This window comes from Cupriavidus ulmosensis (assembly GCF_977008105.1).
The window spans coordinates 387,328-400,913 of sequence record NZ_CDRMWP010000001.1 but is presented as its reverse complement, the minus strand read 5'-3'; the positions used below and the strand labels follow the sequence as shown (position 1 = coordinate 400,913).

Here is a 13,586-nt window from a genome sequence, read left to right as displayed (position 1 = left end):
TTAAAAAACATGGGTATCGTCAAGATCTCGGACCAGATGCACGAGAACCTGCGCCTGAGCAGCAGTGCACTGTCCCGCTCCATCAACGCGCAGGCCGAGCACTGGATGCGCATCGGCATGCTGGCCGAGCTGTACCCGGCGCTGAACCACGCGCAGATCTGCCAGCTGCTCATGCGCGCCGAGCAGGCCGGCCATTTCGACCTGGCCGCCATCCTGGCCGACGAAGCGCCGCGCCTGGCCGCCGCCGGAGGTGCGCGATGAGACGCGGCGTTCCGATCAAGTCGCCGGCGGAAGTCGCCCGCGCCCGCGAGGCCGGCAAGCTGGCCGCCGACGTGCTGCGCATGATCGCGCCCCACGTGAAGCCCGGCGCCAGCACCGAGGACCTGGACCGCATCTGCCACGACTACATCGTCCACGAACTCAAGGTGACGCCGGCCAACATCGGCTATCACGGCTACCAGAAGACGCTGTGCGCGTCGGTGAACCAGGTGGTGTGCCACGGCATCCCGTCGCCGGCCAGGGTGCTCAAGGCCGGCGACATCGTCAACCTCGACGTGGCCATCATCAAGGACGGCTGGTTCGGCGACACCAGCCGCATGTACTTCGTCGGCGAGCCCGCGCCGCTGGCCCGCAAGCTGGTGCGCACCACCTACGAGGCGCTGCTGGCCGGCATCCGCCAGGTGCGCCCCGGCGCCACGCTCGGCGACGTGGGCCACGCGATCCAGACGGTGGCGCACCGCGAGGGCTTCAGCGTGGTGCGCGAATACTGCGGGCACGGCATCGGCACCATCTACCACGACGAGCCGCAGGTGCTGCACTACGGCAACCGCGGCGAAGGGCTGCGCCTCAAGGAAGGCATGGTGTTTACGATCGAACCGATGATCAACGCCGGCAAGCGCCACGTCAAGGAACTGCCCGACGGCTGGACCGTGGTGACGCGCGACCACTCGCTTTCCGCGCAGTGGGAGCACATGGTGGCGGTGACGGCGGACGGCGTGGAGATCCTCACGCCGTGGCCCGACGGCCCCGGCGAATACGAAGGCATCTAGCCGCGTCCGATGCGCGTGCGGCGCGCCGCGTCACAGCGGCGAAGCGCCCGAGCCCGCCACGGTGGCGACGGCCAGGCCCAGGCACTGCCCGCATCCGGGCGGCCGGGGAATTTGTGGACGGAAAACCGCTCGATTGTAGGCGTCCGGCGGCGCGCGCCGCGCGAAGCGCCGCGCGCGAATGTGGCCGACCGCACCGTGCACGATATTTCCCTTGGCCGCCGGTTAACGGCGTATGCTGGATGCGCCCTCCGGCAAGCAATGCACCACCACGCCACAGGAGTACATCATGGCCAAGAGTCAACTACGCGGTAATCGCGAAGCCAAGAAACCGAAGCAGCCCAAGAAGCCCGCCGCGCCGGCCACCCCGTTCGGCGCCGTGCAGTCGCGCGTCGGCAACGATGGCGCCGCCAAGAAGAAGTAGCCTCCCCCGCGCCGCGCCGGACCCGGCGCAGGCAGGCGCCGCCACACAGCCGCCGGTTTCGCATCCCGCCAGGTCTTGCCCGATTTAAGTCTTGCTTAAGACTCGGCCCCTAGACTGGGAGCACTCAACAACCCGGATAGGTGGTGCCATGACCCCCCAAGAGATGCAAGCGCTGGAAGGCTTCCTGAACCAGCTGACGCAGGCCCGCGCCGGCGTGAAGGACCCGCAGGCCGACGCGCTGATCGCCGAAGCCGTCGCCCGGCAGCCCGATGCCGCCTACCTGCTGGTCCAGCGCGCCATGCTGCTCGACCACGCGCTGGCCTCGGCCAGGACCCAGATCACCACGCTGCAAAGCCAGTTGCAGGCCGCCCAGGCCGGCGGCGCCAGCCGCTTCCTCGACACCGAGAACGCCTGGGGCGTCCACGCCAACGCCAACCCCAGCCCCGCCGCCGCGGCGCGCCCCGTCATGGCGCCGCCGCCCAGCGCGCCGGCACCGCTGCCGCCGGAACCCCAGGCCATGCCCGCGCAGGCGGCCCGACCCGGATTCCTCGGCGGCGGCTTCGGCAGCGCGCTGGGCGGCATCGCCACCACGGCGGCCGGCGTGGCCGGCGGCGCGTTCCTGTTCCAGGGCATCGAGAGCCTGTTCCACCGCAACGGCGGCGGCGGCTTCCTCGGGCAGTCCGCCACGGGACAGGCGCCGACCGAGACCGTCGTCAACAACTTCTACGGCAGCGACGACCGCGCGCTGGCGGACGGGCGCGACACCGGCGTGGATGCCGCGCTGGACAACGGCGGCCTCGACGACGGCCTCGACGATTTCCTGGACGACGACTCGTTCAACGCCTGATCCGGCACGTCACGCATGCGGCGCGGGCATCGCGCCGCGCCGCATTCCCGCCAGCCGCCGCCATCGCCGGAAGCCCTGCTCAACGCGCGCCGTATTCGTCATGGCGGCGCCACCACACGCCGGTCTCGTTGCGTCCCCTGGGCGCGCGGTCCAGCCACTGGTACATGCCCCACAGGCCGTCCAGCCCGCGCGCGTAGGTGGAATAGGTGTGATAGACCTCGCCGTCCTCCAGCACGAACGCGCTCATGCCCGGCCGGTCGCGCGAGTAGGTGGGCGCGTCGGTGCCGCAACTGGCGGCGAAGCGCGCGACCGGCTCCGGCACCGGCGCCGCGTCCATCGCGTGGCCGCCACGGCGGTAGTTGTATTCCACGTCGCCCGCGCGCTGCTGCGCCTCCGTGACCGCGACGTTGAAATCGAAGTTGAAGTCGCCGCCGAGCGAGGACGCCCACGGAAACGTCCAGCCCATGCGCCGCCGGTACGCCAGCAGCTTCGCCAGCGGCGCGCGCGACACCGCCGCCAGCGTGACGTCGTGATGCGCCAGGTGGACGGCAAAGCCGTCGAAGCCGTCCGCGAGCGCCGAGCAGGACGGGCAGCCCGCCGTGTAGTCCGGGCCGAACATGAAGTGATAGACCAGCAGTTGCGAACGCCCGCCGAACAGGTCCGCCAGCGAGGCCGCGCCCGCCTCGGTCTCGAAGCGGTACGCCTTGTCCACGCGCACCCACGGCAGCGCCTGCCGCTGCCGCGCCAGCGCGTCGCTGCGCCGCGTCAGCGCCTTCTCCTCCTCCAGCAGCGCAAGCCGCGCCGCCAGCCATTCCTCGTGTGTTCCGGTGATGTGCGTGGTCATGGTTCGTCCTCCTTGGCTTGGCCCGCGGCGCCGCATCCGGCGCGCCGGCCGATGGATGGTCGTGTGCTAGATTAGCCCCGGACATCGAACGGCGGGAGTGACAAGCGTGGCGGGATTCCGATGGACTCGCTGATCACGGCGGCAGCACGCGCGCTCGCGGCCGGCGATCCGCTCGGCGCGCTCAACCGGATCGCCCTGCGCGACGACGCGCCCGCGCTCGCGCTGCGCGGCATCGCGCTGGCGCAGCTCGGCGATTTCGCGCGCGCGCGGGCGCTGGTGCGCGGCGCCGCGCGCGCCTTCGGCCCGCAGGAAGCCGTGGCGCGCGCACGCTGCGTGGTCGCCGAGGCCGAGATCGCGCTGGCCGCGCGCGACCTCGGCTGGCCCGCCCGCGCGCTCGACGCGGCGCGCGCCACGCTCGCCGCGCACGGCGACCCGGTCAACGCCGCGCATGCGGGTTATCTCGCCATCCGGCACCTGCTGCTGACCGGCCGCGTCGACGCCGCCGGGCACGCGCTCGCCGCGCTCGACCCCGCGCCCCTGCCGCCCGCGCTGCGCGCCGCCCACGAGCTGATCGCCGCGGGCATCGCGCTGCGGCGCCTGCATGCGCAGGCCGCGCGCGCCGCGCTCGCCCGCGCCAGGCTCGCCGCGCGCGACGCGGGCATCCCCGCGCTGCTGGCGGAAGTCGAGCACGCCGGCGCCGTCCTCGACACGCCCGCCGCGCGCGTGGTCGCGCATGGCGAGTCGCGCGCCGTGCTGCTCGACGAAGTGGAAACGCTGCTGGCATCGCCGGCGCTGGTGGTGGATGCCTGCCGCCACGCGGTGCGCGACGCCGGCCACGCGGTCTCGCTCGCCACGCGCCCGGTCCTGTTCGCGCTCGCCCGCGCGCTGGCCGAGGCGTGGCCCGCCGACGTGCCGCGCGACACGCTCATCGCGCAGGCCTTCCGCACCCGGCACGCCGACGCCTCGCACCGCGCGCGGCTGCGCGTCGAGATCGGCCGGCTGCGCGCGTTGCTGCGCGCGCTGGCCGGCGTGGACGCCACGCCGCGGGGCTTCGTGCTGGCGCCGCGCAACACGCGCGAAGTGGTCCTGCTGGCGCGCCCGGTCGAGGACAAGCACGCCGCGCTGCTGGCCTGCCTCGCCGACGGCGAATCGTGGTCCAGCTCCGCGCTGGCGCTCGCGCTCGGCGCCAGCCAGCGCACCGTGCAGCGCGCGCTCGACGCGCTGGCCGCCGCCGGCAAGGTGCAGCCGTGCGGCCACGGCCGCGCGCGCCGCTGGATGACCCCGCCCGTCCCCGGATTCGCGACGGCCTTGTTACTCCCCGCGCCGCTGCCGAGTGAGTAGGATGCACTCCACCACCGCGTGACCACGAGGACAGACATGAAACCATCCGCAGCCGAAATCCTCCGCGAATACGGCCCCTTCCCCGGCGTCGACCAGATCGGCGGCGTCACCTACGACGGCCGCCACGTCTGGTTCGCCAGCGGCGACAAGCTCAACGCCCTAGACCCGGCCAGCGGCGAGACCGTGCGCGCCATCGCGGTCCCCGCGCACGCCGGCACCGCCTTCGACGGCCGCCACCTGTTCCAGATCGCCGAAGACCGCATCCAGAAGATCGACCCGCAAAGCGGCCGCGTGCTCGCCACCATCCCGGCGCCCGGCGGCGGCGCCGTCTCGGGCATGGCATGGGCCGAAGGCACGCTGTGGGTCGGCCAGTACCGCGAGCGCAAGATCCACCAGGTCGACCCCGAGACCGGCGCGGTCCTGCGCACCATCGCGTCGAGCCGCTTCGTCACCGGCGTCACCTGGGTCGACGGCGAACTCTGGCACGGCACCTGGGAAAACGAGCAGAGCGACCTGCGGCGCATCGATCCGCAAACCGGCGAAGTGCTGGAACAGCTCGACATGCCGGCCGGCGTCGGCGTGTCCGGGCTCGAGTCCGACGGCGCGGACAGGTTCTACTGCGGCGGCGGCAACAGCGCCAAACTGCGCGTCGCGCGCCGGCCCGCGCGCGGCGCGGCCGGCGCCGCGGACGAATGAGCGGGCGCGGGCGCCGCGCTCAGTGTTTCTCCGCGGCATCCCTCTCGGCGCGCTGGAAAGCCGGCACCTCGGACAGCCGCAAACCCTCCGGCACGCGCGCGCGCTTGGCATGGCCGACGCGCTGCGCGGGATAGATGCCGGTGTGGCCCGAGAACAGATAGCTCACCACGCAGGCGATGCCCGCGAACACGCCCACCTCCGGGCCGAACAGTTCCATCGCCATGATGGTCGAGGCGATCGGCGTGTTGGCCGCGCCGGCGAACACCGCGACGAAACCCGCGCCGGCCAGCAGCGGCACCGGCAGCGGCAGCACGTAGGCCAGCGCGTTGCCGAGCGTGGCGCCGATGTAGAACAGCGGCGTCACCTCCCCGCCCTTGAAGCCCGAGGCCAGCGTCGCCACCGTGAACGCCATCTTGCCGGCGAAGTCGTAGGCCGGCAGCGGCCCCTGGAACGCCGCCACGATGGTCGGGATGCCCAGCCCCAGGTACTTGTCGGTGCCGATCAGCATGGCCGCGCCCGCGACCACCGCGCCGCCCAGCAGGGGCCGCAGCGGCCCGAACGCGACGCGGCGCTTGAGCGCGCGCGACAGGCGGTGCGTGGCCTCGGCGAACGTCATGCCGGCCACGCCGAAGACGATGCCCGCCAGCACCATCGCGCCCAGCGTCAGCGGCCCGGGATGCGGCACGAACGGCACCGCGTAGACGGTGTGATGCACGCCCAGCAGCGGCGGGATCAGGTCGCCCACGATGGCCGCCACGAAGCACGGCAGGATCGCGTCATAGCGCAGCCGCCCGATCGCCAGCACCTCCAGCCCGAACACCGCGCCGGCCAGCGGCGTGCCGAACACCGAGGCAAAACCCGCGCTGATGCCCGCCATCAGCAGGATGCGGCGCGCCTGCGCGCCGAGCCGGAACAGCCGCGTGAGGTAGTCGGCAAAGCTGCCGCCCATCTGCACCGCCGTGCCCTCCCGCCCCGCCGAGCCGCCGAACAGGTGCGTGACCACGGTGCCGGCGAGAATCAGCGGTGCCATGCGCTTGGGCACGATGCGCTTGGGGTCGTGGATCTCGTCGATGAGCAGGTTGTTGCCGCCCTCCACCGACTGCCCCAGGTAGTGATAGGCCAGCCCGACCGCGAGGCCCGCGAACGGCAGCAGCCACAGCAGCCACGGATGTGACACGCGCGTGGCCGTGGCCCAGTCCAGCGCGGCCAGCAACGCGGCCGAGCCGGTGCCGGCAAGCACGCCGGCGGCGGACGCGAGAACGAGCCAGCGGCCCAGGTAAGGCAGCATCGCCAGTTGTTCCGGCGGAACGAATGTTTTCTTCATGATGACCAGATTCGCAGAACACAAACCTGGACGGCGGGACGCCGCATGGTGATCGCATAGACGCGAGCCTACGACTTCCCTGTCCAGGAATTCGTAGGCATCATCAGCCGACAAGGTTGCTGCCGTCGGCGGTTAAGGGAGGCATGCCATCTCCGCAAGCTGTGCATTTTGCCGCAGCCCGATGCCGGGCGCAAGCGCCCGGCGCGCGCCAGGCCAGCCGGCCGGGTCAGTCGTCCCAGCGCACGCCCGCGAAGCGCTCCACGAGGTAGTTGACCAGCGCCCGCACCTTGGGCGGCAGGTGCTTGCGCGACGGATACACCGCGTAGATGCCGAGCTCGATGGCGCGGTAGCCCGGCAGGATTTCCACGAGATCGCCGCGCCGGATGTCGTCGGCCAGCATGAAGCTCGGCTGCAGCAGGATGCCGCCGCCGCTCAGGCCGATGGCGCGGCAGGTGTCGCCGTTGTTGCAGCGTACCGCCGGCTGCGTCTGCACCGTGGCCTCGCCCGCCGGGCCGGTGAAGGTCCATTCATTGCGCGAGGCGAAGTGGCTATACGCGATCACCTTGTGCGCCAGCAGGTCCGCCGGCCGCGCCAGCGGCGGATGCCGCGCCAGGTACGCCGGCGCCGCGCACAGGCGCATGCGCGTGCTGGCCAGCCGGCGGCCCACCAGTGACGAATCCTCCATGCGCGCGATGCGCACCGCCACGTCGAACCCCTCCTCCACCAGATCCACCACGCGGTCGTTGAGGCTGATGTCGAGCTCGATCTTCGGGTGCGCGCGCATGAAGTCCGCCCACAGCGGCGCGAGGTGCGCGATGCCGAAGCTCAGCGGCGCGTTGACGCGCAGCACGCCCGCCGGCTCCTCCGAGCCGGACGCCGCTGCGCCCTCGGCCGCGTCCATCAGCGCCAGCACGTCGCGCGCCTGCTGGTAGAAGATGCGCCCCTCCTCGGTCAGCGACAGCCGCCGCGTGGTCCGGTGCAGCAGCCGCACGCCGAGCCGCGCCTCCAGCGCGTTCACGTAGCGCGACACCGCTGCCTTGGACATGGCCAGCGGCTCGGTGGCGGCGATGAAGCTGCCTTTGTCCACCACCGTGCAGAACACCTGCATCTCGAGGGCGCGATCCATTTATCTCACCTGCCTTTGTCTCACCTGCCGGGATGATTTGTCGCATTAGACCATCTTTATCCCTGCAACCGAATCTATACACTCGGAATCACGTTCCTACCGATTTGCAGAGGCCCCCATGAACACCCCGATGCAGCACGCATCCCCGGTTCTCTTCGTCTCCCACGGCGCGCCCACGTTCGCCATCGAACCGGGCCTGGCCGGCGCCAGCCTCGCCGCGCTCGGCCAGGCGCTGCCGCGCCCCGGCGCCGTGGTCGTGATCTCGCCGCACTGGCACACGCGCGGCGGCGTGCGCATCGGCGCCAGCGCCGCGCCGGCCACCATCCACGACTTCGGCGGCTTCCCCGAAGCGCTGTACCGGCTGCAATACTCCGCGCCGGGCCAGCCCGCGCTGGCCGCGCGGATCCAGACGCTGCTCGGCGCCGCCGGCTGGCCCGCCACGCTCGATCCGCAGCGCGGCCTCGACCACGGCGCCTGGGTGCCGCTGATGCACCTGCTGCCCGCGGCGGACGTGCCCGTGGTGCAGGTCTCGCTGCCCGCGCCGCTCGCGCCGGCCGACGCGCTGCGCCTCGGGCAGGCGCTGCGGCCGCTGCGCGAGCAGGGCGTGCTGATCGTGGCATCGGGCAGCCTCACGCACAACCTGTACGAGTTCCGCGCGTCGCGCGACGGCTCGCCGGAGGCGGCCGGCGATGTGGCCGGCTATGTGGTCGACTTCGCGCGCTGGACCGCCGGCGCGCTGCGCGACAGGCAGCGCGACAAGCTGCTGGCCTACCGCGACCTCGCGCCCGGCGCCGCGCGCGCGCACCCGACCGACGAGCATTTCCTGCCGCTGTTCGTCGCGCTCGGCGCCGCCGGCGAAAACTACACGCTGCGCGTGCTCGACGGCGGCATCACGCACGGCGTGCTGTCGATGGACAGCTATCTGTTCGACGGCCCGCCGGCGCAAACCCAATCCACGCAGCCCGAGCAACGCGAGGTGGCCGCATGAACGACGCGAACGGAATCGCCAGCCTCGAACTGGAACCCCACTCCGGCCTGCACTACCGCCGCGCCTGCCAGCCGCAAGCGCCGCGCGCGCGGCTGGTGCTGCTGCACGGCGTGGGCGGCAACGAAACCAACTTCGCCGGGCTGGAAAGCGACTGGCCCGACGGCCTCGAAGTGCTGCTGCTGCGCGCGCCGCTGCGCATGGGGCCGTCCGGCTTCGCGTGGTTCCCGGTCAGCTTCACCGCCGGCGGCCCGGTCATCGACGCCGCGCAGGCCGAAGCCAGCCGCGCGCGCGTGCTGCGCTTTCTCGACGCCCTGCCGCCGCTGCCCACCGTCGTCGCCGGCTTCAGCCAGGGCGGCATCGTCAGCGCCAGCGTGGGCCTCAGCGCGCCGCACAAGGTCAGCGGCTTCGGCCTGCTCAGCGGCCGCATCCTGCCCGAGATCGAACCGCATATCGCCCCGCCCGAGGCGCTGCGCACGCTCGACGCCTTCGTCGCCCACGGCCGCCACGACGACAAGCTGCCCGCGTTCTGGGCCCAGCGCGCCGACGCGCTGCTGGCGCGCCTCGGCGTGCGCCGCGAGACCCGCCTCTACGACATGGGCCACGAACTGGTCCGCGCGGAAATCGCCGATTTCGCGCAGTGGCTGCGCCAGACCCTCGACCTCGGTTCGCCGCGCGCGGGCCGGGCATGAATACATCACACAAATGACAATCATTCGCATTTATAATCGTGCGCACCTCGACAGAACCAGGTTCTCCCGGCCGTGCTACGCGACCCCGCCCACCTCACGCTGTTCGCCACCCTGATACGGCACTATGACGACCTGGTCGACCACGTCCGGCGCCGCTTCGGCGACCGCCATTTCGCCCGCGACGTGGTGCAGGACGTCTGCGTGCAGGTGCTGGAGCGCCCGCCGGCCGGCATCGTCGCCAGGCCGCTGGCGTTCCTGCGCCACGTCTCCACGCACCGCGCGATCGACCGCTACCGCGCCGAGCAGGCCCGCCAGCAGGCGCTGGACGAATGGGCCGCGGTAACGCAGGCGCATGGCGCGAGCGCGCCGGACGGCGCCCAGGCACTGGCGTTCCGCCAGCAGGTGGACCGGCTCGCGGCGTGCATCGCCGCCCTGCCGCCGCGCTGCCGGGACGCCTTCGTACTGCACCGGCTGCACGACCTGCCGCAGGACGAGGTGGCCGAGCGGCTCGGCATCTCGCGCGGCATGGTGGCGCGCCACATGGCGCGCGCCATGACGCTGCTCGCGCCGGCGCTTGACGAACTGGCCGCCAGCGCCCAACCTCCGGGGTCCGCCTCATGAAGCCGATTGCCGCGCCAGCCCGGGCCAGATCCGACGCGCCCATGACCGAACCATCCCCGCCCTCCTCCCAGCCATCCCCGCCATCCCCGCCCGCGCCGGCCGATCCGCTCTCGCCGTACCAGCAGGCGCTGCGCGAGCGCTTCCCGTCGGTGGAGGCCATCACGCAGGCCGCCCAGGCGCGCCGCGAGCGCCGGCGCCGCGCGCGGGCCGGCACCGCCGCGTGCGCCGCGCTGCTCGCCGCGGCGCTGTGGGTGACCGATCCCGCATACCGCACCGATCACGTTACCGCCGCGGCCGGCCAGCCCGCCACGCAGGTGCTGGCCGACGGCAGCGAGATCGAGCTCGACCGCGGCAGCCGCGTCGACGTGGCCTGGCACCTGCGCTCGCGCCGGCTCACGCTGGCCGCCGGCGAGGCGCTGTTCCGCGTCGCCCACAGCCCGCGCGCATTCACGGTGCAGGCCGGCGACACGCGCGTGCGCGACATCGGCACCGTGTTCGACGTGCGCCGGCATGACGGCAGCACGCGCGTGGTGGTGCTCGAAGGCGCCGTGGAAGTCAGCGCCGGCGGCGGCACGCGCCGCGTCGGCGCCAACCAGCGGGTGGACGTGCCTGACGGCGGCGCGCCGTCGGCGGCCAGCCGCGTCGACGCCGAGCGCATCACCGCCTGGCGGCGCGGCAAGCTCTCGTTCGACGGCCTGACGCTGGCCGAGGCGGTGCGCGAGATGCAGCCGTTCACCGCGCGCCGCATCGTCATCGACGACAGCCGGGCGGCGGCGCTGCGCCTGTCCGCCGAGTTCGACCGCGACCAGGCCGACGCCATGCTGCCGCTGCTGCCCGGCATCCTGCCCGTCACGCTGCGTACCGCGGCGGACGGCAGCGCGCACCTGGCGCTGCGGGCCGGACAGGGCGGCAACTAGCGGCGGCCGGCGAACATCGGCAAACCGCGGCGGCGGCGAACCCCGGCCGCCGCCGCGCACCCGAAAATTTTTTCCGCGCGCAGGTGTACATCGCGCGCCTCCTGCTCGGCAACTCTCTGACAAGGCCGGATGCACCGGCCGAATTCGGGAGAAATCATTGAAGCCGATCGTTCGTAACCAGCCCGCGCGCCGCCCGGTGGCGCGGCTGTTGTCTCTGGCCGTGCCGGCCGTGGCCGCGCTGTTCGCCGCCGGCGCCATCGCGCAGAGCGCCGCGCTGGCGGTCGACCTGCCCGCGCAGCCGCTGGCGCAATCGCTCGCGGCGCTGGCGCGCCAGGCCGACGTGCAGATCCTGTTCTCGACCGCGCTGGCCGAAGGCCACCGCGCGCCGGCCGTGCGCGGCTCGCTCAGCGTGGAAGACGCGCTGGGCCGCCTGCTGGCCGGCTCGGGGCTGCGGCTGGTGGCCAACAGCCCGCGCACCTACACCATCGTCGCCGCGCCGGCCCCGGGCGCCGAAGCCACGCTGCCGCCCGTCACCGTGCGCGCGCTGGCCGACCAGCCCGAGCCGCCCGCCGGCCTGGCCTACCGCGCGGACAGCGCCAGCCTCGGCGCCCTGGGCAACAAGGCGCTGCTCGACACGCCCTACAGCGTGGACGTGGTCACGCGCGCGCTGATGGACAACCAGCAGGCGGGCTCGCTGGTGCAGGCGCTCAAGAACGACGCCTCGGTCTCGCCCACCAGCAACAACATCGGCGGCCTGTCCTCGCAGATCGCCATCCGCGGCATCGGGCTGGACCTGCTCAACGGCCGCAAGATCGACGGCCTCAACGTCTTCGGCTGGAGCGGCGACCTGCCGCTGGAGCACTTCGAGCAGCTGCAGGTGCTGCGCGGCGCCACCGGCTTCCTCTATGGCTTCGCGCAGCCCGGCGGCACGGTCAACTTCGTCAGCAAGCGCCCCACCGACACGCCCGTGCGCAGCGTGCTCACCTCCGTCACCGGCAGCGGCACCTTCCTGCTGGCCGGCGACCTCGGCGGGCGCTTCGGCCCCGACGACCGCTTCGGCTACCGCGCCAACCTGGTCGGCGAGGAAGGCGACAGCTATGTCACCGACGGCGGGCGCGTCAAGCGCGGCTCCGCCTCGCTGGCGCTGGACTGGCGCATCCTGCCCAACCTGGTCTGGAGCGCGGACGCGCTGGGCATGGACCGCGTGGTCAAGGGCTCCTCCACCTGGGGCCTCTTCCCCAATGCCAGCGGCACCGACAGCGACTTCACCGTGGCGCAGCCGCCCGGCCCGATCCGCGGCAGCAAGCGCATCTTCTCGCCGTTCACCAGCTACGAGACGCGCGCCAAGGTCTACGGCACCGCCGTCGACTGGGGTTTCGCCGAAGACTGGAACGCGCGCCTGGCCTATCGCGGCTCGGTCATGGACCGGGTCTACCTGAACGGCTCCGTCTACGCCAACGCGCAGGGCGACTACACCGAGGCCCAGTACGGCGGCACCGACCGCTTCAAGACCGACGACGCGCAGGCGCTCGTCACCGGCAAGGCGCGCACCGGCTTCGTCTCGCACGACCTCGCCTTCGGCCTGTCCTACGGGCGCACCCGCTCCTACTATTCGAGCGTGTCGAACTACGCCGTGCTCGGCACCGGCAACCTCGCCAACCCGGGCAATTTCGCCAACCCCGGCATCGCCGCCGAGCCCGCCGACACGCTCGGCAGCTACGCCGCGCAGCGCGCCGTGTTCGCCTCGGACACGCTCCATCTCGGCCAGCACTGGGACGTGGTGGCCGGCGTGCGCCGCAACAGCATCAAGGACACCATCAACCATTACGACAAGAGCGCCACCACGCCCACGGCGGCGCTCATCTTCAAGCCGGTGAACTGGCTGTCCACCTACGGCAGCTACGTCGAGTCGCTGGAGCAGGGCTCGACCGCGCCGCTGTCCGCGGCCAACGCGCAGGAAGTGTTCGCGCCGCTCAAGAGCAAGCAGATGGAAGTGGGCGTCAAGGCCGAGCGCGCCAACTGGTCCGCCAACGCCGCGCTGTTCCGCATCAAGCGCGGACTCACGTACACCAATGCGTCGAACGTGTTCACGCAGGACGGCGAAGCGCGCTACGACGGGCTGGAACTGTCCGCGCGCGCGCAGGTGACGCCGCTGTGGCTGGTCAGCGCCAGCGTGCTGTTCCTCAACGCCCGCAACGAAAACGTCGCCCAGGAGCTCAACGGCAAGCGCGTGGACGGCACGCCCAAGCAGCAGGCCGCGCTGTACACCGAATACCGCCTGGCGGACACCGGCTTTACGCTCACCGCCGGCCTGCAGTACTACGGCGCGCGCCCGATCGACGCCGCCAACACCGCGTCGGTGCCGTCGTACACGCTGCTCGACGCCGGCGTGCGCTACGTCACGCGCGTGGCCGGCAAGCGCGCCACGGTGCGTTTCAACATCGACAACCTCGCCGACCGGGCGTACTGGCTCACCAGCGCCTCGTACCTGACGCAAGGCGCGCCGCGCACCTTCATGCTGAGCGCGCAGGTCGATTTCTGACCCTTCCCTCCCTGCCGCGCCGGCTGCCTCCGCCGCCGGGCGCGAACCCCGCCGCCGCGCGCGCCGGCGTGCGTCGCCATCCTCACTAGGGTTTTTCCCGTGTGAGTAGCGGGCTGTGACCCATGCCCGGCGTCTTCGGCCTATAGTCGTATCGACCCTCCCGCAAGAATGGAGGGAACGA

General features: G+C 72.3%; 14 protein-coding genes and 1 riboswitch. Of the genes, 11 read left to right on the top strand and 3 right to left on the bottom strand.

The window, feature by feature from the left end; all coding sequences use genetic code 11:
* The first annotated feature begins 9 nt into the window (after window positions 1-9).
* The 4 genes from ACWTPI_RS01775 to ACWTPI_RS01760 all read left to right on the top strand — a co-directional run bounded on the left by ACWTPI_RS01775 (window position 10) and on the right by ACWTPI_RS01760 (window position 2,317).
* On the top strand, window positions 10-261 hold the full coding sequence (locus ACWTPI_RS01775) for a ParD-like family protein (protein WP_020204452.1): 252 nt from the start codon (window positions 10-12) through the stop codon (window positions 259-261).
* A complete protein-coding gene (map, locus tag ACWTPI_RS01770) occupies window positions 258-1,049 on the top strand; it encodes a type I methionyl aminopeptidase (RefSeq protein WP_020204453.1) in 792 nt (263 codons plus the stop codon). Before ACWTPI_RS01775 ends, map begins: the two co-directional genes overlap by 4 nt.
* Before the next feature lie 286 nt (window positions 1,050-1,335).
* The gene (locus ACWTPI_RS01765; protein WP_269432131.1) at window positions 1,336-1,470 is read left to right on the top strand and encodes a hypothetical protein; all 135 of its coding nucleotides are present in this window, start codon (window positions 1,336-1,338) and stop codon (window positions 1,468-1,470) included.
* A gap of 148 nt (window positions 1,471-1,618) precedes the next feature.
* Window positions 1,619-2,317 carry a DUF2076 domain-containing protein gene (locus ACWTPI_RS01760; RefSeq protein ID WP_454730834.1) on the top strand — a complete coding sequence of 233 codons (699 nt, stop codon included), beginning with the start codon at window positions 1,619-1,621 and terminating at the stop codon, window positions 2,315-2,317.
* Between the two features lie 79 nt (window positions 2,318-2,396).
* Here the strand turns inward: ACWTPI_RS01760 and ACWTPI_RS01755 are convergent, their stop codons facing one another.
* Complete coding sequence (locus ACWTPI_RS01755; protein ID WP_454730833.1) at window positions 2,397-3,161, bottom strand: DUF899 domain-containing protein; 765 nt, start codon at window positions 3,159-3,161, stop codon at window positions 2,397-2,399.
* A 120-nt stretch (window positions 3,162-3,281) separates the two neighbouring features.
* On the opposite strand from ACWTPI_RS01755, the gene ACWTPI_RS01750 reads away from it, so the two are divergent.
* On the top strand, window positions 3,282-4,502 hold the full coding sequence (locus tag ACWTPI_RS01750; RefSeq protein WP_454730832.1) for a helix-turn-helix domain-containing protein: 1,221 nt from the start codon (window positions 3,282-3,284) through the stop codon (window positions 4,500-4,502).
* Between the two features lie 36 nt (window positions 4,503-4,538).
* Window positions 4,539-5,198: a Vgb family protein gene (locus ACWTPI_RS01745; RefSeq protein WP_454730831.1), complete on the top strand. Its 660-nt coding sequence runs from the start codon at window positions 4,539-4,541 to the stop codon at window positions 5,196-5,198.
* Window positions 5,199-5,217: 19 nt separating this feature from the next.
* Here the strand turns inward: ACWTPI_RS01745 and ACWTPI_RS01740 are convergent, their stop codons facing one another.
* Window positions 5,218-6,522 (bottom strand): voltage-gated chloride channel family protein, encoded by a 1,305-nt coding sequence (locus tag ACWTPI_RS01740; RefSeq protein ID WP_454730830.1) that lies wholly within the window; start codon window positions 6,520-6,522, stop codon window positions 5,218-5,220.
* Window positions 6,523-6,609: 87 nt separating this feature from the next.
* Window positions 6,610-6,685: riboswitch (Fluoride riboswitch) on the bottom strand.
* Window positions 6,686-6,748: 63 nt separating this feature from the next.
* On the bottom strand, window positions 6,749-7,648 hold the full coding sequence (locus ACWTPI_RS01735; protein ID WP_454730829.1) for a LysR family transcriptional regulator: 900 nt from the start codon (window positions 7,646-7,648) through the stop codon (window positions 6,749-6,751).
* A 118-nt stretch (window positions 7,649-7,766) separates the two neighbouring features.
* On the opposite strand from ACWTPI_RS01735, the gene ACWTPI_RS01730 reads away from it, so the two are divergent.
* The 5 genes from ACWTPI_RS01730 to ACWTPI_RS01710 all read left to right on the top strand — a co-directional run bounded on the left by ACWTPI_RS01730 (window position 7,767) and on the right by ACWTPI_RS01710 (window position 13,405).
* On the top strand, window positions 7,767-8,636 hold the full coding sequence (locus ACWTPI_RS01730; protein ID WP_454730828.1) for a DODA-type extradiol aromatic ring-opening family dioxygenase: 870 nt from the start codon (window positions 7,767-7,769) through the stop codon (window positions 8,634-8,636).
* Window positions 8,633-9,325 carry an alpha/beta hydrolase gene (locus tag ACWTPI_RS01725; protein WP_020204462.1) on the top strand — a complete coding sequence of 231 codons (693 nt, stop codon included), beginning with the start codon at window positions 8,633-8,635 and terminating at the stop codon, window positions 9,323-9,325. The genes ACWTPI_RS01730 and ACWTPI_RS01725 overlap by 4 nt, the downstream gene beginning before the upstream one ends.
* Window positions 9,326-9,397: 72 nt before the next feature.
* Complete coding sequence (locus ACWTPI_RS01720) at window positions 9,398-9,946, top strand: RNA polymerase sigma factor (protein ID WP_059410368.1); 549 nt, start codon at window positions 9,398-9,400, stop codon at window positions 9,944-9,946.
* A 41-nt stretch (window positions 9,947-9,987) separates the two neighbouring features.
* Window positions 9,988-10,863, top strand: a complete 876-nt coding sequence (locus ACWTPI_RS01715; RefSeq protein WP_454730827.1) for a FecR family protein — start codon at window positions 9,988-9,990, stop codon at window positions 10,861-10,863.
* Window positions 10,864-11,020: 157 nt separating this feature from the next.
* Entirely contained in the window at window positions 11,021-13,405 is a 2,385-nt protein-coding gene (locus ACWTPI_RS01710) for a TonB-dependent siderophore receptor (protein WP_454730826.1), read from the top strand.
* Window positions 13,406-13,586: the final 181 nt, after the last annotated feature.